Below are 23,480 nucleotides of genomic sequence, written 5' to 3' on the forward strand. Positions count from 1 at the left end.
GAGCCTGATCAATTGTTAATCGGCCTTATAAATTTATTTACTCATCAGGACATAAGTATTTCTTACCTGTTTGCTTGATAAGTTCACGAGCATAGTTTGCAGGATATCCGGGACGTTCAACCTTTGAACCAAGACCATATTTTGTTCTTGTAAATTTACCGTCTTTCTCTGGTTTAACTATCATATCATTGTATTTTACAATAAGATAGAAAGCGAGTTGCTGCCAACGAGAAAGCATTTGACCAGCTTTTTCAGCTGTATAATTTGTCAAATATTCCACAGCCTGTGCCGGCTCTTTAGCATATAACTCCATTGCCTGTTTCTCAACCTCCATCTGCAAGTCAAAATAAGATGCATCAAGAGAATCACGAACAGCTTCAAGACTATGAAACATCTGGCTATATCTGGGATATACCATATTACTAACCCAATTGCAAACCCAATAAGCACTATTCATTTTAAATGTTAAGGCATCAGCACCAGGAGCATTATAACATTCCGGAACACGTACTGCACAACAATAAACAGGAGTGAATGGTACCATATTCCCGTCATCATTGCCAAACCACAATATTCCACCTATCTCACGAGGAAGCCATGAACGCATCTGACTTACATAAACGAAACCAGACTGTTGGGTCGACGTGGGACGTTCGTTGAAATATGTCTTGCCATCAACTTCAAACGCCAATGGTGTAGGGCGGTAAGGCATCTGCCATATTCCGCCACCTATATCACTGTCAAGAGCGAACGGTGTCCCCTCATAATGGTCACGCATACAGTTTTCCAAATCATGAACACTTATCTTTTTATTAGGCGTAATCCATAAAGGCATTGGTTTCGCATCTTTAACCTTACCTTCGGCGTATGGTATATACTGAGCCATTTCGGTACTATAATGATTGAAAAAACTCCAAACACGAGCTTCACAATAGCGACGTCCGCCAAAATCCGGATAAGCATAAGCCTCACAGAAGCTGAAATCAGCATCCTTTCCATCAAACCATCCCTTACTGCGAGCAAACTTTATAACATTCTTTGAATACATTACATTCTGCTTGTCTTTCTGGTTAAATGTACGTATTCTGCTTTGATTTGCATGCGCACAGATTGCATCATCCGGTATACGCAAAGCTACCCATACTACGGATTTACTACCGGCTCCGCATCCCATCATCTCCATTATCCACGCTTCATTAGGGTCACAAACAGTAAACGTCTCCCCCTCGCTATTGTATCCGTATGTCTCTGCCAAAGTTGTCATAGTCCTAATAGCTTCACGAGCAGTACGAGAACGTTGTAATGCAATATAAATCAATGAACCGTAATCAAGAATACCGGTTGAATCCACCATTTCTTCGCGCCCTCCGAATGTTGTCTCTCCTATCGTAACCTGATATTCATTTATATTTCCAATAACATTGTAAGTCTCAGGCGCTTCTGGTATTTCTCCGTGATACTTGTTAGTATCCCAGTCAAAAATTTTACGCATTGCTCCTTTCTCATGCTTGGCAGCCGGATAATGACATAATGTCTGATACATTCCATAATCATCAGCACTATACGTACACATCACGGAGCCATCCGCACTTGCTTTCTTACCAACGATAAGATTGGTACACGCCATGGCACTTCCATACACCATAAGCGCAAATACTATTAACGCTTTCTTTCTCATCATTATTTATATTAAACTCTTTTTCTATTTCATTTATTCTTTCTACAAATATTCGTAAATTAGGCTTAATACACAATTTTAGTATTAAACACCCTTGTATTTTCACGATGATCTGTTGCGAAGAATTTCAAGTGATGAACATTTCCAGTCTTCTCTATTGGTGTATCACTTAAATCACAGACTACCATTGAGCACTTTTCAACTTTCTCGAAAAGTACAAACCGACCATCGACATATCCCTTATAAGTCTTGATCCCGCTTTTGTTATCATCTACTTCCAATTCTACAACAGCCAATTTGCTCCATTGTTCCTGTCTTACCGGAGTTATTTCCGGAGCTTCATCGTCATAATCCAACTCATATAAAAGTCCTAGATCCCTTATTTGTCCTGTCACCCAACCGTTTCTATACTCGCCTCCATAATACCGATATTTATCATCATGCCCGACGATAAAAAGTTTGCTCGGATCCTTTACCTTTCCTTTAACAGCAATACTCAGTTCAGCCCATTGTAATAACGGATATGAAGTATTACTAAAAGAATACATTGGAGAACTCTTGCCTTCCTTTTGCCTTACCTCTGGTCTCAAATGAATATCGTCCGCCAAAGTACCGTAAGGAATTACAAGCTGCATGCCCGGCAATGAATAACAATTTGTTTTATCCCACTTCAGCATTAACGTAAAATCCCCATCGTCATCCTCTTTCGAAATATTTTGTGCAATTCCACTCACCACAAATTTGTAATTTGACGTATTTCCAAATATATCCCGTAAAATATATTCCAAATGATAATCACGCTCTTCATTTATGTCTACTATCCCCAAACTATCATCCGCTTTCAACATGTCAAGCCTGTTGCTTGGTGTCGTAAATGATTTCATATACCATACTCCGCTTTGATAATAATGACCGTAATCTCCCCAAACATTCACCATCCTTGTGCTTTGCGAGGGGAAGTCCGTAACACATGCATGAAAAACTTCCTTTCCATCAACCAATAGTATTGTTTCATACACTCCATATCTATTATACGTGGCCTCTGAATAATCATTTGCCCATAAACCAAATCCAATTTTACCCCAACCTATGAAATGCTCCTCCATGTTATGTGAGATAAATCGAAATGCCTGACAGGTACGATTTTTATTAAACAATCCCAAATCCTTCATCGGATACACCAGAAATCCGTGAGCCATTGGTGGGGTCTCATCTTTAATATATGAACTTAACACACTAAGAGGATCTAATAATCTACCAGTTTTTGTGTCTCGCAATTCAAGATGCAAGTGTGGAGCTTGACTAGCACCCGTATTTCCACTAACAGCGATAAATTGTCCTTCAGACAATGGACAATCCAATGGAGACAATCTTACGTCTGCAATATATGATTGATTTTCATACTGCCATTTCCTCAATAGCGATTTTATGCGTGGTGAAAAAGATTTCAAATGACAATACACGCTGGTCTTTCCATCCGGATGAGCCACATAGACAGCATTACCGAAGCCAAACATTCCGACTGTAATTCTGCTCACATATCCTTCACCGATAGAATAGATAGGTTTACCCTCTACCCCACCTGTTTTCACATCAATACCGTTATGGAAATGATTGGGGCGAGGCTCACCAAAATTCCCCGCCAAAGACATTTCATAGTCTACCGGCGGGGTGTAATTGATTGATATTGCCAAAAACAATCCGGCAATAAAACTCAACATGCCTTAAAACTCATATCAAGTCCTTTTACCGAGTGTGTCAAAGCGCCAACAGAAATAAAATCGACCCCACACTCTGCATAATCACGAATAGTGTCGAATGTTATTCCACCGCTCGACTCAACTTCGTATACACCATTCACAAGCTCTACAGCTTTCCTGGTATCATCCACAGAGAAATTATCAAGCATTATTCTATTCACTCCACCACAGTCAAGCACCTGACGCAACTCATCAAAATCACGAACCTCTATTTCTATTTTCAAGTCAAGTCCATTGGTTTTGAGATAATCATGACATCTGTTTATTGCATTGGATATACCTCCTGCAAAGTCTATATGATTGTCTTTCAGCAATATCATATCGAAAAGTCCGATACGATGATTGCACCCTCCACCTATCTTTACAGCCTGCTTTTCAAGCATTCGCATTCCGGGTGTTGTTTTTCTTGTGTCCAATATTCGCGTTTTCGTTCCTGCGATACGCTCCACATATTTATTAGTCATGGTTGCAATACCGCTCATACGTTGCATTATATTCAACATGAGCCTTTCTGTTTGCAACAAAGAACGTACTTTTCCCGTGACAACCATCGCCACGTCACCTTTACTCACCTTAACACCATCATTTATAAGCACTTCCACATTCATTGACGAATCAAAACGTGCAAAGACCTTTTGGGCTACTTCCACTCCTGCCAATATACCGTCCTCCTTTATCAGAAGATGCGATTTTCCCATAGCTTCATCCGGTATGCAACATAGCGTTGTATGATCCCCATCACCTATATCTTCCGCAAAAGAAAGATCTATCAGTCTGTCTGTCAATTCGTTTACACTTAACATAGCTATCTCTATTATATTATATTATATTATAAATAAATACCAAATCCTACTCGGAAACCTACAGTACTATAATCACTGTGACTCTTGAAAGACTGATTATAATATATTTCCGGTTCAATTGTTACGGTATGGCTGATGAAAAAAGCATAACCCACCTGCAAACTCGGCATAAAATCATCATAATTATTGTTTGAATGCATATAATTTACAGAGGCTCCTAAATACAATCCGTTCTGAACTATATAATAACGTGCGCCTGCGCCAAGAGTATAAGCAGCCGGCACGTCTTTTTTCTTATCATAGCCGATCTGTCCCGTTATCATGAAATCTTCACTGAAAAGATAACCGGCTTTGGCTTGTAAGCCCAAAGAACTTTTTTCTGTTCCGTTATAACTCAGGTTTAGCCCAGACAAAGAAGAGCCTATATACTTCTTACCTTGCTCAAATTGCGCATTGGCAGCCATTGTCACAACCAATCCGACAAGCATAAAAACTAATTTCTTTTTCATTGTTCTATTATTTAATTTTGTGATTTTTTATATTTCCCGTACCACATCCTAAACCACACCGTCGCTATCACAAAAACGAGTGTGCCCAAAGCATAAGCTACCTGAGCATCCATATGAAACGCTTGCCTTGAAGCGAAAAGGAAAGTAGCACATACAGTGGTCATAAATAATGCCGGTATCAATGCTATTATATAACACTTATTCTCCCTTACAAGATATACTGTAAGTGTCCATAAAGTAAATACAGACAATGCCTGATTGGCCCATCCGAAATATTGCCATATTATATTAAATCCGTCCGGATTGCCAATCTGCCACAACAAAAACATAATAGAAACAACAAACAACGGAACAGAAATATAAAAACGTTGCAATATGTTTTTTTGTCCGATACTGATATTTTCCGCAATAATCAAACGAGCAGATCTGAAAGCCGTGTCACCACTCGTAATCGGAGCGGCAACAACACCAAGCAGAGCCAACACTCCACCAACAACACCCAACCAATCATTACAAATGATATTCACCACGGCTGGAGCCGATGTATGGAACCCCGTTTCTCTCGCTGCCTCCAATACATGATAGCCAGGGGTCGGCTCTCCATAAAAGAAATACATCGACACGGTAGCCCATATCAACGCTACAATTCCCTCTGTTATCATAGAACCGTAAAAGATCGGACGCCCCATCTTCTCACTCTTCACACAGCGAGCCATCAAGGGACTTTGTGTAGCGTGAAAACCACTAATTGCGCCACAGGCCACTGTTATAAACAGACAAGGGAATATATTGTCTGTCCACGATATATCGGTTTTTACAGCCATATTATCAAGACCATCCCAAAATTCCGGTAAACGTGGCATCTCGATGAGAAGAATTACCATCAATGCCAACGCCATGAAAAGCAGGGATATGGCAAACAACGGATAGATCTTGCCTATCACCTTATCTATAGGCAACATTGTCGCTACCACATAATAAATAAATATTACAAATACCCACATCATGGAAGAACCTCCGATTGACTCAAGTATCACTGCCGGACTGTACACAAAAACCGTTCCAACCATTATCAACAACAATACCGTGAATACAAGCATTATTTTCTTTGCTGCCTGTCCGAGATACTTGCCTACCAAAACAGGAAGACCGCTTCCCCCGTTACGCATAGACAACATTCCACTGAGATAATCATGCGTGGCGCCGGCAAAAATACATCCTAACACTATCCAAAGATAACAAGACGGCCCGAATTTAGCCCCCATTATAGCTCCGAAAATAGGTCCTGTACCTGCTATATTGAGAAACTGAATCATGAATATCTTCCAATTAGGAAGAACAATATAATCTACCCCGTCAGCCTTTGCCACCGCAGGTGTAATCCTGTCGTCCGGACCAAAGACCCTTTCTACGAAACGGCCATAAAAAAAGTACCCGATTACCAAAGCCGCAAGGCTCAATATAAAAGAAATCATATTATCGGTTTTTATTTTAAAATCTTCATGCAAAAGTAAGTATTTAATTTGAGATATAAAAAAATAATGATAACTTTGCGCCAAAATACTTTAAACATGAAAGTTTTAAAACGTATATATAAATACATAGCTATAATATCACTCTTTTTTTCTATATCTCAATTATCGGCCAATGCACATATCCCGTCACCCAAACACGAGGTGCGGGCAGTATGGCTCACAACAATAGGAGGGCTTGACTGGCCGCACTCTTATGCACGGTCGGAAAACTCAGTGAAAATACAAAAGAAGGAGTTATGCGACATTCTTGACAAATTGAAAAAAGCAAACATAAATACCGTTCTGCTGCAAACACGTATACGAGGAACCGTCATTTATCCATCGGCATACGAACCATGGGACGGTTCTATGTCAGGTATTCCCGGGCTTTCACCTGGATATGACCCATTGGCATTCGCCATAGACGAATGCCACAAACGGGGAATGGAGCTACACGCATGGGTTGTCACCATCCCCATAGGAAGATGGAACAACACCGGGTGCACAAAATTGAGATATAAATATCCGAACATGATAAAAAGAATAGGTGATGAAGGATACATAAACCCCGAACACCCACAAGCCGGTTCATACATAGCAGATATATGCGGTGAGATTACAGAAAACTATGACATAGACGGGATACACCTGGATTACATCAGATATCCTGAAACATGGAACAGGAAAATCAATCGCAGACAAGGCAGAGAATATATAACCGGTATCGTGAAAATGATACATAACAGGGTGAAAGGAAGAAAACCATGGGTTAAAATAAGCTGCTCACCAATAGGAAAATTTGATGATTTGACAAGATATAGAAGTCACGGCTGGAATGCTTATACCACAGTATGCCAAGATGCACAAGGCTGGTTACAAGACGGATTTATGGACGAATTATTCCCGATGATATACTTTAAAGGCAACCAGTTTTATCCGTTTGCCCTTGACTGGAAAGAGAACAGTAATGGGCGCATAATCTGCGCAGGATTAGGCATTTATTTCATGTCTGATAAAGAAAAAGATTGGGATGTTGAGTTGTTTAAAAGAAAGATGAATGTATTAAGAGCAAACGGAATGGGGCATGCATTCTTCCGCTCACGTTTCTTCACGGAAAATATCAAAGGAATATATGATCTTACTTCCGATGAAATCGATAAAAATCCAGCGTTGATACCACCGATGACATGGCAATGGAATGTTAAACCGTCCGCACCATCGTCCATGACCATTACCAATACAAAAACAGGATATCTCATCTGTTGGAGCGGTGCCAAAGACATGTCAGACGGTACTTACCTATCTTATAACATATATTCATCTCCTTCATATCCCGTAGACATCGATGATGCAAGAAACATCATTGCTACACGATACTTGAAACAAGAAATATTCATAGCTCACGAAAGAAACAAAAGGCCACGATATTATGCTGTAACAGCCATGGACAGGTACGGTAATGAAAGCCAGCCTATAAGCATTCCCCCAAAAACAACAAAAGAAAACAGAAGTTATTTACTAAAAAACGATGGCAAGACACTAAGTGTACCACAAAAAACAAACATTCTATCGGCTGATTATCTGATAATTGAAACACTTCAAGGAGGAATTGTTGCAACAAGACCGTATATCGATAAAACCGCCGATATTTCAAATCTTTCGGAAGGAATGTACGTTCTAAGGTCGTTAGGTCAAAAAGGCATAACTCACAGACTTGGAACATTCATAATAAAACGGCATTAATCTTATAAATTAAGAATCATAAATAAAGACGATACTAAATAAAATGCGAAGAGCGGATAAATGTAATGCGAAAACCCCGATTAAAATACAAAAAGGCTTAATCATGGTGTTACATAGATGACAAATCTCAAGCCATACTTATTGTTCCGCAGACTGATTATATTAATGTATATCGAAAGAATAAGATAGCTTTTTATAAAAAAAATCCAAATTTATTTCCTTTTACCGCTGAAAATCAGTATATTTGCACTCCAATTAACGAAAAAGGGATAAAATATTATAAATAATTCAGATATTCACAAACAATTAAAATGACTAAAGCAGATATCATAAACAAGATTGTAGCAGATACCGGATTGGCTAAAAAAGACGTTGCAACTACAATTGAAGCCTTTATGGAAGAAATACGACAAAGCTTGACAGAAAAAAAAGAAGATGTATTCCTTAGAGGCTTTGGCAGTTTTATTGTTAAGCACCGTGCACAAAAGACAGCCCGTAACATTTCAAAGAATACGACCATAGTCATTGAGGCTCATGATTACCCCGGATTTAAGCCGGCAAAGAGTTTCATTGAAAAAATGAAATAATCAAACATTTAATAATAATCAAATTAAAATCTTAAGCTATGCCAAGCGGAAAAAAGAAAAAGGGCCACAAGATGGCAACTCACAAGCGTAAAAAGAGATTGAGAAAGAACAGACACAAGAGCAAATAAGCAGAGCTTGATTGCAAGTCTATTCAAAAAAGAAATGAGAGGAGTGTGTCAATAAAGTTCATCAGAACTTTGGCACACCCTTTCTATTTAAGAAACAGACGAGAATTACAAGAAACAAGAAGAAATGACAAGCGAAGTAATTATTGATGTACAGCCCAAAGAGATCTCCATCGCTTTACTTGAAGACAAAAGCCTGGTGGAATATCAGAACGAGACACGTTCCGCATCTTTCTCCGTAGGCAACATCTATGTGGCAAAAGTAAGAAAACTGATGCCCGGGCTAAACGCATGTTTCGTAGACGTGGGATTTGAGCGAGATGCTTTCTTGCATTACCTTGATTTAGGTTCTCAATTTAACTCATACGAAAAGTATCTCAAACAAGTACAAAGCGACAGAAAAAGACTTTATCCGATATCAAAGGCATCAAGACTGCCTGACCTTAAAAAGGACGGAAGCGTACAAACGGCCCTAAAAGTAGGACAGGAAGTGATGGTACAGATTGTCAAAGAACCAATATCCACAAAGGGACCGCGTCTAACATGCGAACTTAGTTTTGCCGGACGATATATTGTCTTGATACCATTTAATGATAAAGTCTCTGTTTCCTCAAAAATTAAAAAAGGCGAAGAACGAGCAAGACTCAAGCAACTCATCCAAAGCATAAAACCCAAGAACTTTGGAGTTATTGTGCGTACCTCTGCCGAGGGTAAACGAGTTGCGGAACTGGATACAGAATTAAAGATTTTGCTTAAACGTTGGGAAGATGCCATAACAAAAGTGCAGAAAACCACCGTACGCCCGCAAGTTGTATTTGAAGAAACAGGGAGAGCCGTCGCTCTATTGCGAGATTTATTCAATCCCACTTATGATGGCATTTATGTCAATGACACGGAGATTTTCAGCCAAATAAGAGATTATGTCGGGTTAATAGCCCCTGACAAAGTAGACATTGTAAAACAATATAATGGGCAAGTGCCCATTTTCGACAATTTCAATGTCACAAAGCAAATTAAATCCGCTTTTGGAAGAACCGTAAATTACAAGCGTGGCGCTTATCTCATCATTGAACATACAGAAGCCTTACACGTAGTGGATGTCAACAGCGGCAACAGGACAAGAGCTGAAAACGGACAAGAGGCAAATGCGCTTGAAGTAAACCTCGGTGCCGCCGATGAACTGGCACGCCAACTACGCTTACGCGATATGGGAGGTATAATTGTTGTCGATTTCATTGACATGAACCTTGCAGAAGACAGACAAATGCTCTATGAGCGCATGTGTAAAAACATGCAAAAAGACAGAGCAAGGCATAATATACTGCCGCTAAGCAAGTTCGGACTGATGCAAATCACCCGCCAAAGAGTGCGTCCGGCAATGGATGTTAACGTGGAAGAGACATGCCCGACATGTTTCGGACGCGGCAAAATAAAATCAAGCATACTGTTTACAGATCAATTGGAGAGTAAAATTGACCGTTTAGTCAATAAGATAGGTATCAAGAAACTGTATCTTCATGTACATCCGTATGTAGCCGCCTACATAAATCAAGGATTAGTTTCCATGAAAAGAAAATGGCAAATTAAATATGGCCTGGGAATAAATGTTGTTCCATCACAGAAGATGGCTTTCCTTCAATATGAATTCTATGACAAAAACAAAGAATTCATCGATATGAAAGAAGAAATAGAGATACAGTAGTAAATATAAAAACACGGGAATACAATTAGTTATTTCCGTGTTTTTTTGTATTTCACAGATATTTTTATTTATTTTGCACTGTAACACAAAAAATACCGAAATGAATACCATAAAAACCACTTTCTGGATTTTTCTGTTCCTGACTTTCTATACATACATAGGATATGGGATTATACTTTATGTCATCATAAGAATAAAGAGAATAATAATCCAAAAACAAAAGCAAATTCTACAATCAGAAACCGACCTTCCGGAAGTGACAATGCTTATATGCGCATATAACGAGCAGAATATCGTAAAAATGAAAATGGAAAACATTGGCGCATTGGATTACCCAAAAGACAAACTGCATATCATGTGGGCCACAGATGGAAGTACAGACTCAACCAATGAATACCTGAAAGCATATCCAAGCATTCAAATTACATTCCATCCAGAACGGCGCGGCAAAACAGCCGCAATGAACAGAGCCATACCAAAGATACAGACAGGCATTATAATCATGACCGATGCCAACACAATGATAAATCCCGGAGCGATAAAAGAAATTGTACGCCTATTCAATGACCCGTCAGTAGGATGCGTGGCAGGAGAGAAACGTGTAATGGCAAGAAATAACGAACATACCGCCGCAAAGGGAGAAGGCCTATACTGGAAATATGAAAGCACTTTGAAACGATGGGATTACGAATTATACTCGGCAATGGGAGCCGCCGGTGAGTTATGCGCCATAAGAAAAGAATTATTTGACCCGATACCTGAGGATACGTTGCTTGACGATTTTATCCTTTCCATGGGCATGACAGTAAAGGGATACCGCATTGCATACACCCCATACGCCTATGCGTTTGAATATGGTTCGGCAAACATTGAAGAAGAGTCTAAAAGAAAAAGAAGAATTGCGGCAGGCGGCTTACAAAGCATCTGGCGTCTGAAAAACTTGATGAATCCCATTAAATATCCGATAGTAGCATTCCAATTTATTTCCCACAGAGTCCTGAGATGGAGCATCACGCCCATAGCCTTGTTCTCATTGATACCCCTTAACACGATATTGGTCTTCTCAAAAGCCGGAACTATATACACTATTATCTGGGTCTTACAGATAATGTTTTATGCGGCAGCTTTCGGAGGATATCTGTCAGATACACAAGGACGTAGAAACAGAATACTATATGTTCCGTATTACTTTATGTTCATGAATATCAATGTATTCCATGGCATTCGGTATCTGTTCACACACAAAAACACCGGAGTATGGGAAAAAGTGAGAAGAGGGTAAAAATATATTATATATGACCATCATTAATTCTATTTTTTGTCGTATCTTTGTCTCTACTAAACGATGAATAAAGATATGGAGAAATATGAACCGGATTTTTTTCTGCAAAAGCTTGCGATATTGGAAGACAGACTCCAAAAAGCATTGGCAGAAAAAGAAAAGGCCGAATACGAACTGAAAAAATGCAAAGACAGTATTCTTAAAGCTGAGAATGCCAGCAAAATGAAATCATTGTTCCTTGCAAATATGAGCCATGAAATTCGTACTCCATTAAATGCCATAGAAGGTTTTTCCAGGATCATAGCTGAAACGGAATCCATGGAAGAGCGCATGCAATTTCTTGAAATAATAGAAAGCAATAACAGCAGACTAGGTTTTCTAATAAACGAGATACTTGATCTTTCACGAGTTGAGGCCGGAGAAATTACAATAAAAAAATCCCATACGGATTTAGATGAATTATGCAAGAGCATAAAACATATTTTTAAATTCAAAATAACAGAGTGTGTTAAACTCATGATAGACACTCCCACTGAATCTATCATGCTCAATACCGATGCAAACAGACTTACACAGGTTTTTTCAAACCTTATAAACAACGCAATAAAACATACAAAACAAGGAGCTATAACATTCGGTTACAGACCGGTTGACAACCGCAATAAAATCCGATTCTATGTAAAAGATACGGGAGACGGTATATCGTCGAAAGACATAGACCATATATTTCAAGCATACGTATCAAAAGATGCTGAAACACACTATAACAGCTTCGGACTAGGACTCCCGCTAAGTAAGATCATAATTGAGAAAATGGGCGGACAAATATATGCTGAATCACATATTGGAAAAGGCTCAACGTTCTACTTCACCCTACCCTTTGACGGCTTTTTCCGCAATATAAAGAAAATGTCAACCACAACTTCCGTTACAAGAACATTGCGAATGGATGCTAACGGAGGAACAAATAAAATGAAACTAATCCTTATTGCCGAAGATGAGGATTGCAATTATGAGCTCTTGAAAAAGATTTTATCCAAGCGCTACAGGCTTATACGGGCAAGGAACGGTATCGAAGCTGTCACTCTAAACGAGGAAGAAACACCCGACTTGATACTCATGGATATACGAATGCCGGAAATGAACGGCCTGGATGCCACACGGATCATAAAAGAGATAAACATGAATATTCCGGTCATCGCACTAAGTGCATATGCCTTTGATGAACAAATTAAAGACGCAATGAGCGCCGGATGCAATGAATTTATCCCCAAACCGATACATATCGAGCATCTTATTAAAACGATAATTAAATACTTAAACGAATAACCAATCTGAATATGGGAAAATTAGCAGTATATAAATATATCACAATGATGTTTCTGGTAATACAGATAGTATTGTCCATCTTTACCTTTGTAGGTCTGTTCGGTGGCAACGTGCCTCCTTCCGGCAATACGGCAAGAGCCATGCTGGTATATGTATTGCCACTTCTTATAGCTGCAAATGCCGTCATACTGATATATTGGCTTCTTAAACGGCTTTGGATTGTATCTTCAATACCCATTATCACCGTATTGTCATGCATTCCATATATAGGTACAATATATCAGTTCGGCCCGTCAAATACAAATGCAGACAATAGTGCCGGAATAAAAATAGCCACATATAATGTCGCGAACTTCGGCCGTGAGACATCCGGCTTCATGGCACAAGACATTCTTTCGGAAATGAAAAAGCATAAAGTTGACATTCTATGTATGCAAGAATATTCGGATGCCAGTGGTGATAAGAAAAACTCCGACAGCTATAAAGAATATTTCACATACATGGCTACCGGAAACAATGACATGGTAATATATAGCCGCTACCCGATAAAAAAAACAAAAAACATTCCTTTTGAGTATACAAACAACAGTGCAATGTGGTGCGACGTTGATGTAAACGGTAAAAGAATAAGGATATTCAATGTACATTTGGAAACTACAGGATTTAACAGAACTCTCCAACAAGCCGCCAAACTCACCAACAGCGGAATAAAGGTAGAGAGCAATTCCATTATAAACGCCATTTACAACAACTATACTCTCGGCATGATTATACGGGCTGGGCAAGCCAACACAGTGGCCCTTGAAAAGCGCGACTCAGACATTCCGACAATATTATGCGGCGATTTCAACGATGTTCCATATTCATACGTATACAATACTATGCTCGGTGACATGACAGACGGATTTAAAGAATGCGGAAGCGGATGGATGCGCACATACAGGGGTAAGAAATCCGTACGTATAGATTATATTTTTCACGATAAAAGTATGACCGGACTGACATACTACAATACACAACTTACATATTCAGACCACTATCCCGTGTTTATGAAAATAGAAATATAAAAACCTGGTATCACGGAATTGCATTCCGTGATACCAGGTTTTTCAGATAACCTTAAATCTTATTCTGAATGTGCGCAGATGCTCATCCCAGTTTGTCCCGAGCATCTCGAAACGTCCTATTTGCGACGTGGAGCGGACGTGCTTGCCTATACACGGACACACGTCATAATCCCCAATACGCACAAGACGGATTACCTCCGATGCATCATCAGGTAATTTTTCCAATGTCACACCATAATATTTACCACCGGGTGCTGTATTTTCCTCTGTCAAGTCGGCAATGTTCACGAACTCAAAAGTAACCGGAAGATCCATTTCTATAAGCTCGTTCATTCTATCAGCAATAGCCTTTTCCTCTTTCCGGTCCGGCTTGTGGTCTACCACATAAGTTATTTTACTTTTCTTACGCTCTATATGTGCATTACCGGAACGTCCACAACCAAACATCCTGATCATGGTCTGATTCAACAGATGTTCCGCTGTGTGACTTTGTGGATGCTCCTCCTTGTTATGCGCATTCAAAACAAACTCATTCATATCAATGCTTACAACAAAATTTCCATACACGACCGTAACATGAGCCGACACTCATCCTGACCGACTTTCCTTTGGACAAAGACAGCACCATCTTATCATCCGTCAACAAATCCTCTGCTTGATATCTCCCCTCAGGCATGTCAAGAAAGTCAAAAGCATGTTCAGGAATTTTCACGTCACACTCAGATCGTTCACTCGAGAAATTGGCAACCACGAGAAGCGCTTCACTACCATACTTCCGCAAAAACGCATAAAAATTACTACCTATATGGCTGTTTGCATACATTAAATCATAAAACTCACCTTCTGCCACTGCCTGTTCATTCGTAGCCACATTCAGCACTTTGGCATATACGGCCCCTAACGTTCTCTCCTCTCTTGTCTGTTTACGCCTGTCATAATACCCACGGAAAACAGAAGGCACCGACCAATAATCAAATATAGTAGTGCGGCCGTCTACTCCACTAAATCCCTCCTTATCCATCCCTGACTCTCCAAATTCCTGACCGGCATAAAGCATGAACGGATTTTGGCGCATCAACACACTGACGATAAGCCCCGGCACCCCTTTGGCCCCGCTGGCCGCAAAGAAATCACTCGCAATGCGTTGCTCGTCATGATTTTCAAGAAAGTACAACATGTGGCTGCGTATGTCATCGGTAACCTGCCACTGCCATGTGATATCCGAAGCCTGGCGGTGTCCACAGATTACATCACGCACACAATCATACATTCCCACTTTGTCATACAAATAGTCAAAACCTGCCGATATATAATTTCTATATTGCGCCGGATCATATACTTCGCCAATAAATTTTATCTCCGGATAACGACATTTCACCTTGTCCGTCGCCCAAGCCCAAAATGCGGTCGGTACCATCTCTGCCATATCACAACGGAAAGCATCTACGCCCTTTGATGCCCAGAAAAGCAATATATCCGTCATCTTGTTCCATGTGTCGGGAACAGGAGAGAAATGTTCGGAGCGGCCGCCGGCATCACAATAATCAATGCCATAGTTAAGCTTCACCGTCTCATACCAGTCATTGCGTCCCGGAGAACAGCCGAAATGGTCATTCCCAGTCGCTTTTGCCGGGAACTCCATGTACGGTTCATCCGCTTCACCCTTTAAATCAATATCCGGACTAAACCGCATGCCCCAGCAATAATAAAAATTATTATCCGTCGAGAAGTGCATTCCATCATTGTCTGTCTCGCCAAGATCCTTCACCCCGTCGGGTTTCGCTATCGAACGATATTGCCGTGCCACATGATTAGGCACAAAATCTATTACCACTTGCATTCCCGCCTTATGTGTGCGCTCCACAAGCGCCTCAAACTCAGCCATCCGATTGTCTACGTCATCGGCTATATCCGGGTCTATATCATAGTAGTCGGTAATGGCATACGGAGATCCGGCACGTCCTTTCACTATAGCCGGATGCTGACATGGAATACCGAAAGCCGAATAATCTGTTGTTGTGGCATGACGTATAATTCCGGTATACCATACATGTGTGACTCCCAATGCCTTTATTCTCCGCAATATCTCCCGATCGAAATCACGCATTTTGCCGCTTCCGTTCTCTTCAATGGTACCGCCTTCCTTACGGGTTTGATTACGGTTACCAAACAGTCGGGTGAATACCTGATATATAATAACTTTTTTCATTTATGTGCCTGGTGTTCTTACGTTATGGAAATAAAAACAAAAACGCAGGACACACAGATCTGCTTATACCTTTCTGTGTACCTGCGCCATAACTAATATTACGTTCAGTAATTTATTCTATACCATGTGAAGCCACGCTCTTGTCGATACGACCAATCATACCTTGAAGAGCCTTACCGGGACCGCACTCCGTAAAATCATCCGCACCGCCCGCAATCATATTGCGGACGCTTTCCGTCCAACGCACACTGCTTGTGAGCTGTGCTATCAAATTTGCCTTGATGTCTTCGGGTTCAGTATGGGCATTGCCGTCCACATTCTGATATACAGGACATTTCGGAGCTGCAAATGTTGTCTTCTCGATTGCGGCTTGAAGCTCATCCTTGGCCGGCTGCATGAGCGGAGAATGGAATGCGCCTCCGACTTTCAACGGTAACGCTCTCTTTGCCCCGGCTGCCTTAAGTTTTTCGCAAGCCTCATTTATGGCCTCTATGTTTCCCGATATAACGAGCTGTCCCGGACAGTTGTAATTTGCAGGAACCACCACATGACCGCCCTTGTTCACTTCTGCGCATATTTCCTCAATCTTCTCGTCCGGCAAACCAACAATGGCAGCCATAGTAGAAGGAGCCACGTCGCAAGCCTTCTGCATTGCCATTGCACGTGCATAGACCAGCTTCAGGCCATCTTCAAAACTCAACGCCCCGACAGCCACGAGAGCCGAGAATTCTCCAAGTGAGTGACCGGCAACCATGGCGGGATTGAAATCATCGCCAAGGCACAATGCCGAGATAACGCTGTGCAGGAATACAGCAGGCTGCGTGACTTTGGTCTGTTTGAGTTCTTCATCCGTTCCTTCAAACATGATGTCTGTTATCCGGTAGCCAAGGATATCGTTTGCCTTCTCAAAAAGTTCTTTTGCCAATGGATTATTGTCGTAAAGGTCTTTGCCCATTCCGACAAATTGTGCTCCCTGACCGGGAAAAACAAATGCTTTCATATTCAATATTTGTTATAATTTATAATTAATTGCAAAGTTACTATTTTTCTACGAATTTACCAAAACGCAACATGAATATCACTGCAACCGTGTTGAATTATATTTACAAAACACTATTTATATTTCGATTATTTGGAAAATATAAATCCCATGGCTGAAAAAATCGCAGTATTTACTCTATTTACATAAACAACTATCAATCAACTAAATACATCCAAGAACCATAATACTCATACTTTGCGGACAACAATATTTACGCATTTAATATCCCGTTGGGTTGCATTTAGCGGCTCGTTGCACCGCAACGGGATACTCGTTATCTTCCAACGAGTTGCTAAATGCAACCCAACGGGATACCTATTGCAAAAAAAGGCCGGTCGCCACCTATTGTCACAAACCGGTCTATCGCTTTATATATAGTGTTCTGTATAAGGTTATTATTCTATAATGAGAAAAAACGAAGTGCCAAATTCGTGATTTTATTATTACACTTCAAATCAATCGCTCATTCAGCTTTCTTCAAAGGAACAAGGACACTGAACGTACTACCCTCTCCCAAAACGGACTCAACCTCGACATCACCGCCATTCTTAACGGCAAAGTCTTTGCACAACTGTAAACCGAGGCCGCTTCCTTCTTCGTTATTAGTACCACAAGTACTTTCTCCTCTTGCAAAAAGTCCGGCTATTCGATCCTGACTGATTCCGACTCCATTATCCTTAATGCTCACTCGGGCCATATCGCCGTCTCGTCTCAGAACTATATCAATAGTACCTTCCTCATTGCTGAACTTTATCGCATTACTGATAAAATTCCGGATTACGGTCTTAAGCATATCATTATCTGCACATACAGTAAGCCTTTCTGTACCTAAATCGCAATTCAACTTGATATGTTTTGTCTCAGCTATCATCACATAAATATCCACAATTCCAGGAATTACATCATTAAGGTCAAAGTCTTGATATACAACATTCAACCGTCCTGTCTGGCTCTTCGTCCATTTCAACAGATTGTCAAGCAGTCCGTGTGTTTCTTCCGACTCTTTATTAGCCCTGTCTATCAGACCGAACAACTCCGGGCCTATCATATCGGGAGACACACTGTTCACAAAAAGATTGAGTACCATACGTATGCTTGCCATAGGAGAACGTAAGTCATGGGCAATCACGGAGTACATCTTGTCACGGTTGCTTATCGTATTTCGCAATTCCTCGTTCTGCTTCTCTATTATCCGACGTGCCACCACAAGTGATATCTGCTGCATTACCCGCATTATCAGTTCTTCTTTATTAAAAGGCTTGGTAAGAAAATCGCTCGCTCCTACCTTAAAACCATGTACGAGATCAGAAGGAGTATTGAGTGCCGTGAGAAATATTATGGGGATAGATGCTGTTTCAGGATCATTTTTCAGAATGACAGCCGTATCGAAACCGCTCATATCAGGCATCATGACATCCAACAGAATGAGATCCGGCCGTTCTGACTTTGCCTTTTCTATACACTCATTACCATTGCTTGCCGTAAATATTCCGAATTGTTCTTTCGTCAAAAGTATCTTCAACAGCAAAACATTGCTGACAACATCATCTACAATAAGAATTGTATAGTCGCTCCTGTTTATTTTAGCATCCAATACGTTGCCACATTCCATCATTATCTGTCTTTTATTAATATATAGGCAAATATACACTAAATATTCCAAATGTACAATTTTTTCCTTGACTATTTGTCGGTACGGATTGGTTTTGCATAAGCAACACTATGATTTTCACAGAATGACAATATAAAAAAGCGGACAGCCCTTTCACCGGCTGTCCGCTTTCGATATTCATCTATGGTGTTTTACATAATCACCACCTTATTTATACTCCGCCCAACTCTTTATATCAATATCTTCAAGACTCGTCTGGCAAAAAGCGGTAATGAAAGCACTTGCCAGCCGGCTGTTGGTTATCAGCGGCACGTTCAGGTCTATCGCCGCACGACGTATTTTATATCCGTTGCTGAGTTCGCTGACAGTCAAATCCTTGGGAATGTTCACCACCATGTCTATTTCATGATTACGCAACATGTCAAGAGCCTGCGGATGTTCCTTCTCCGATGGCCAATATACCATAGTGTTCTCTATGCCGTTCTCTGTAAGATATCTTGAAGTCCCGCCGGTAGCATACAACTTGTATCCATTAGCGACAAGGGTTCTCGACGCATCCAGCATCTCAGCCTTCTGCTTCGCGCTTCCGGTTGAAAGCAAGATTGTTTTCTCCGGTATGCGGTGTCCGACGGAAAGCATGCTTTTGAGCAAAGCAGTATTCGTATCGTCCCCAAGACAACCCACCTCACCGGTAGAAGCCATGTCGACACCAAGAACAGGATCCGCTTTCTGCAAACGGTTGAAAGAGAACTGACTGGCCTTGATGCCCACATAGTCGAGGTCAAACAAGCTCTTATGAGGCTTTTCGACCGACAGTCCGAGCATTACTTTAGTCGCTATCTCTATCAGATTAATTTTCAATACCTTACTTACAAACGGAAAGGAGCGCGAAGCACGCAGATTACACTCTATGACGAGTATGTCGTTGTCTCGAGCCATGAACTGGATATTGAACGGGCCGCTTATATGCAACTCTTTGGCTATCTGCCTGCTCACACGCTTAATGCGGCGCACCGTCTCAACATATAGCTTCTGTGGAGGGAACTGTATCGTGGCATCACCGGAATGAACACCGGCAAACTCAATATGCTCGGATATAGCATAAGCCAAAATCTCCCCGTCTTTGGCCACGGCATCCATCTCTATTTCCTTGGCATGCTCGATAAAACGGCTCACGACAACAGGATGATCTTCTGATACATTGGCTGCCAATTTAAGAAAACGATCGAGCTCTTCCGCATTAGAGCAAACGTTCATGGCAGCTCCCGACAGTACATACGATGGGCGGACAAGAACCGGGAAGCCGACACGGGCTATAAATTTATCGATATCTTCCATGGAGGTCAAGGCGCTCCACTCCGGCTGGTTAATTCCGTTTCGACTAAGCATTGATGAGAATTTAGCTCTATCCTCGGCATTATCTATATCTTTAGCCGATGTACCGAGAATTGGAACGTGCTGCTCATCAAGGCGGATTGCAAGATTGTTAGGAATCTGTCCGCCGGTAGACACAATGACTCCATGCGGACTTTCCAAGTCGATTATATCCATGACCCGCTCAAATGTCAACTCGTCAAAATACAACCGATCGCACATATCGTAATCTGTAGACACCGTCTCGGGATTGTAATTTATCATAACGGAACGGAATCCTTCTCTTCTTATGGTTTGCAATGCCTGTACACCACACCAGTCGAACTCTACAGAAGAACCAATACGATACGCCCCCGAACCGAGAACAATGATAGAACGCTTGTCTTTATGGAAATCAATATCGTGCGCGACACCGGCATAAGTGAGGTAAAGATAATTTGTTTGGGCCGGATACTCGGCTGCAAGCGTATCTATCTGCTTGACAAACGGAAGTATACCGTAACGCTTACGAAGATTGCGAACCACAAGACCGGCCTTGGCCATGCTCCGCAATTCGGTCTCAAGACCTACGGCACGGGCTATCTGAAAATCTGTAAAACCATATATTTTCGCTTCACGCAAGAGTTCTTTATCAAGATTATTGATGCTCTTCAGCGATTTCATACGCTCATCAATATCTATAATATACCTCAATTTTTGAAGAAACCATTTATCTATCTTTGTGAGCTCATGAATTTGCTCTATCGTATAGCCTTTGTGCATGGCTTTTGAAATAACAAACACACGCTTGTCGGTAGGCTCACGCAATGCTTCATCAATATCAGGAATTTCAAGTTCTTTGTTTTCCACAAAACCATGCATGCCCTGCCCTATCATGCGAAGACCCTTCTGTATGGCTTCCTCAAAATTACGACCGATGGCCATGACTTCTCCGACCGACTTCATCGATGAGCCAAGCTCTTTATCTACCCCACGGAATTTACTCAAATCCCAACGTGGAATCTTACATACCACATAATCAAGTGCGGGTTCAAAGAAAGCGCTTGTGGTCTTGGTTACGGAATTTTTCAAATCGAAAAGGCCGTAACCCAGTCCCAATTTGGCTGCGACGAAAGCAAGAGGATAGCCAGTAGCCTTAGATGCCAAAGCCGAGGAACGGCTCAATCGTGCATTTACCTCTATCACTCGATAGTCTTCGCTTTGCGGGTCAAATGCATACTGAACATTACACTCTCCCACAATTCCTATATGGCGGATAATTTTTATTGAAAGAGCGCGCAACTTATGATATTCGCTATTGGTAAGTGTCTGAGAGGGAGCGATAACGATACTCTCACCCGTATGGATGCCTAGCGGGTCGAAATTCTCCATGTTACACACCGTTATACAATTATCATAACGGTCACGAACCACTTCATATTCTATCTCTTTCCAGCCTTTAAGACTTTTCTCTACAAGTACCTGCGGAGAAAAAGAGAATGCTTTCTCTGCCAGTTTATCAAGTTCTTCTTCATTATCGCAAAATCCACTGCCAAGTCCTCCAAGTGCATAAGCAGCACGAAGAATGACAGGATATCCAAGTTCTGCCGCTGCCTTACGCGCATCCTCTATCGTCTCGCAAGCCTCACTCTTAATTGTCTTTACATCAATCTCATTGAGTTTCTCGACAAACAGCTCACGGTCTTCCGTGTCCATAATCGCCCGGACAGGAGTGCCAAGCACTTTAACGTTATATTTTTCAAGTACTCCGCTTTTATAAAGTTCCACTCCGCAGTTAAGGGCAGTCTGCCCACCAAAGGCCAGCAAAATACCATCCGGACGCTCTTTCTCTATCACCCGCTCTACAAAATAAGGCTGAACAGGCAAGAAATAGATTTGATCCGCAACACCCTCGGAGGTTTGAACCGTGGCAATATTAGGATTTATCAATACGGTATATATTCCTTCTTCTCTCAATGCCTTAAGAGCCTGGGAACCGGAGTAGTCAAATTCACCGGCCTCTCCTATCTTCAATGCTCCGGAACCAAGCAATAGGACTTTCTTTATACTTTCGTCTTTCATCTTTTACTTCAATTTTTCCACAAAACGATCAAACATGAATTCGGTATCAACCGGACCGGAACAAGCTTCCGGATGGAACTGACTTGTAAACCAAGGATTGTCAACATGGCAAATACCTTCATTGGAACCGTCGTTCATATTCACAAACAATTCATGCCATTCCGGTCCCAATGTACTTGCATCAACTGCATATCCATGGTTTTGGCTTGTTATATAGCATCTGTCTGTGCCAACCTCACGAACCGGTTGGTTATGTGAACGATGCCCATATTTCAATTTATATATTTTAGCGCCTCCGGCTTTCGCAAGCAACTGATTTCCCATACAAATTCCACAGATAGGTTTTCTGGACATACTCATCTGCTTACGAAGAACGACGACCGCATCTTCGCACATGTCAGGATCACCCGGACCGTTTCCAAGGAACAACCCGTCGAAATCCATCGAAGTATAATCATAATTCCAAGGTACACGTATCACTTCCACCTCACGGTTTATCAGACAACGTATTATATTGTGCTTTACTCCGCAATCGACAAGAATAACTTTTTTTCCGGAACCTTCATTATAACGTATAATATCTTTGCAACTTACCTTATCCACAAAGTTCACTCCTTCATAATCGGCATTGGGAATATTATCAGGCTCATCGTCAAGAAGAATTTTACCCATCATAACTCCATGCTCACGAAGCACTTTAGTCAATTCCCGAGTATCAATACCCGTTATACCTGGCACATGCTCTCTTTTCAGCCAATCTGCCAAACTCTCACCGGCATTCCAATGACTGAACTCTTCACTATAATCGGCAACTATCACAGCCGAGGCATAAATTCGGTCGCTTTCCATAAAGGTCGCGATACCACTCTCGTTAATAGTAAAAGGAGGAACACCGTAATTTCCAACCAAAGGATATGTCAACACCATCAACTGACCGGCATAAGAAGGATCGGTAAGACTTTCGGGATATCCCATCATGGCCGTGTTGAATACGACTTCTCCTGCTACCGGATGCTCATAACCAAAGGAGGAACCGTGAAACCTTGTGCCATCTTCAAGTTCTAATGTTACTTTTCTCATTTA

General features: G+C 41.2%; 17 protein-coding genes. 6 read left to right on the forward strand and 11 right to left on the reverse strand.

Annotated elements, in window-relative coordinates:
* Nucleotides 1-37 precede the first annotated feature (37 nt).
* From HPS53_RS07225 to HPS53_RS07245, 5 genes are all read right to left on the reverse strand, one after another.
* Nucleotides 38-1,681 carry a dipeptidase gene (locus tag HPS53_RS07225; protein WP_371741805.1) on the reverse strand — a complete coding sequence of 548 codons (1,644 nt, stop codon included), beginning with the start codon at nt 1,679-1,681 and terminating at the stop codon, nt 38-40.
* Nucleotides 1,682-1,743: 62 nt separating this feature from the next.
* Entirely contained in the window at nt 1,744-3,399 is a 1,656-nt protein-coding gene (locus tag HPS53_RS07230; protein WP_253942842.1) for a M23 family metallopeptidase, read from the reverse strand.
* Nucleotides 3,393-4,241 carry a carboxylating nicotinate-nucleotide diphosphorylase gene (nadC, locus tag HPS53_RS07235; RefSeq protein ID WP_104368310.1) on the reverse strand — a complete coding sequence of 283 codons (849 nt, stop codon included), beginning with the start codon at nt 4,239-4,241 and terminating at the stop codon, nt 3,393-3,395. The genes HPS53_RS07230 and nadC overlap by 7 nt, the downstream gene beginning before the upstream one ends.
* 26 nt (nt 4,242-4,267) lie before the next feature.
* Nucleotides 4,268-4,750, reverse strand: coding sequence for an outer membrane beta-barrel protein (locus HPS53_RS07240; RefSeq protein ID WP_172205370.1), 483 nt, complete (start codon nt 4,748-4,750; stop codon nt 4,268-4,270).
* Between the two features lie 11 nt (nt 4,751-4,761).
* Nucleotides 4,762-6,225 carry a carbon starvation protein A gene (locus HPS53_RS07245; protein WP_104368312.1) on the reverse strand — a complete coding sequence of 488 codons (1,464 nt, stop codon included), beginning with the start codon at nt 6,223-6,225 and terminating at the stop codon, nt 4,762-4,764.
* Nucleotides 6,226-6,321: 96 nt separating this feature from the next.
* On the opposite strand from HPS53_RS07245, the gene HPS53_RS07250 reads away from it, so the two are divergent.
* The 6 genes from HPS53_RS07250 (at nt 6,322) to HPS53_RS07275 (ending at nt 14,099) form a co-directional block, all read left to right on the forward strand.
* Nucleotides 6,322-8,007 (forward strand): glycoside hydrolase family 10 protein, encoded by a 1,686-nt coding sequence (locus HPS53_RS07250; RefSeq protein ID WP_172205373.1) that lies wholly within the window; start codon nt 6,322-6,324, stop codon nt 8,005-8,007.
* A 311-nt stretch (nt 8,008-8,318) separates the two neighbouring features.
* Nucleotides 8,319-8,594: an HU family DNA-binding protein gene (locus HPS53_RS07255; RefSeq protein ID WP_104368314.1), complete on the forward strand. Its 276-nt coding sequence runs from the start codon at nt 8,319-8,321 to the stop codon at nt 8,592-8,594.
* 252 nt (nt 8,595-8,846) lie between these two features.
* Entirely contained in the window at nt 8,847-10,421 is a 1,575-nt protein-coding gene (locus HPS53_RS07260; protein WP_104368315.1) for an Rne/Rng family ribonuclease, read from the forward strand.
* Between the two features lie 100 nt (nt 10,422-10,521).
* Nucleotides 10,522-11,703 (forward strand): glycosyltransferase family 2 protein, encoded by a 1,182-nt coding sequence (locus tag HPS53_RS07265; protein ID WP_172205376.1) that lies wholly within the window; start codon nt 10,522-10,524, stop codon nt 11,701-11,703.
* A 75-nt stretch (nt 11,704-11,778) separates the two neighbouring features.
* A complete protein-coding gene (locus HPS53_RS07270; RefSeq protein WP_158249529.1) occupies nt 11,779-13,032 on the forward strand; it encodes an ATP-binding protein in 1,254 nt (417 codons plus the stop codon).
* An 11-nt stretch (nt 13,033-13,043) separates the two neighbouring features.
* Nucleotides 13,044-14,099: an endonuclease/exonuclease/phosphatase family protein gene (locus HPS53_RS07275; RefSeq protein ID WP_172205379.1), complete on the forward strand. Its 1,056-nt coding sequence runs from the start codon at nt 13,044-13,046 to the stop codon at nt 14,097-14,099.
* Nucleotides 14,100-14,141: 42 nt separating this feature from the next.
* Here the strand turns inward: HPS53_RS07275 and HPS53_RS12780 are convergent, their stop codons facing one another.
* The 6 genes from HPS53_RS12780 to carA all read right to left on the reverse strand — a co-directional run bounded on the left by HPS53_RS12780 (nt 14,142) and on the right by carA (nt 23,477).
* Nucleotides 14,142-14,636 carry a hypothetical protein gene (locus HPS53_RS12780; RefSeq protein ID WP_146078600.1) on the reverse strand — a complete coding sequence of 165 codons (495 nt, stop codon included), beginning with the start codon at nt 14,634-14,636 and terminating at the stop codon, nt 14,142-14,144.
* A gap of 1 nt (nt 14,637) precedes the next feature.
* Nucleotides 14,638-16,308, reverse strand: coding sequence for an alpha-amylase family glycosyl hydrolase (locus HPS53_RS07285; RefSeq protein WP_172205382.1), 1,671 nt, complete (start codon nt 16,306-16,308; stop codon nt 14,638-14,640).
* A 112-nt stretch (nt 16,309-16,420) separates the two neighbouring features.
* Nucleotides 16,421-17,308 (reverse strand): ACP S-malonyltransferase, encoded by an 888-nt coding sequence (gene fabD / locus HPS53_RS07290; RefSeq protein ID WP_104368320.1) that lies wholly within the window; start codon nt 17,306-17,308, stop codon nt 16,421-16,423.
* 505 nt (nt 17,309-17,813) lie between these two features.
* Nucleotides 17,814-18,944 carry a hybrid sensor histidine kinase/response regulator gene (locus HPS53_RS07295; protein ID WP_172205435.1) on the reverse strand — a complete coding sequence of 377 codons (1,131 nt, stop codon included), beginning with the start codon at nt 18,942-18,944 and terminating at the stop codon, nt 17,814-17,816.
* Nucleotides 18,945-19,169: 225 nt separating this feature from the next.
* Nucleotides 19,170-22,397 (reverse strand): carbamoyl-phosphate synthase (glutamine-hydrolyzing) large subunit, encoded by a 3,228-nt coding sequence (gene carB, locus HPS53_RS07300; RefSeq protein ID WP_172205385.1) that lies wholly within the window; start codon nt 22,395-22,397, stop codon nt 19,170-19,172.
* Nucleotides 22,398-22,400: 3 nt separating this feature from the next.
* Nucleotides 22,401-23,477, reverse strand: coding sequence for a glutamine-hydrolyzing carbamoyl-phosphate synthase small subunit (carA, locus tag HPS53_RS07305; protein ID WP_104368322.1), 1,077 nt, complete (start codon nt 23,475-23,477; stop codon nt 22,401-22,403).
* Nucleotides 23,478-23,480 lie beyond the last annotated feature (3 nt).

This window comes from Prevotella sp. PTAC (assembly GCF_013166535.1).
Taxonomy (GTDB): Bacteria; Bacteroidota; Bacteroidia; order Bacteroidales; family Bacteroidaceae; genus Prevotella.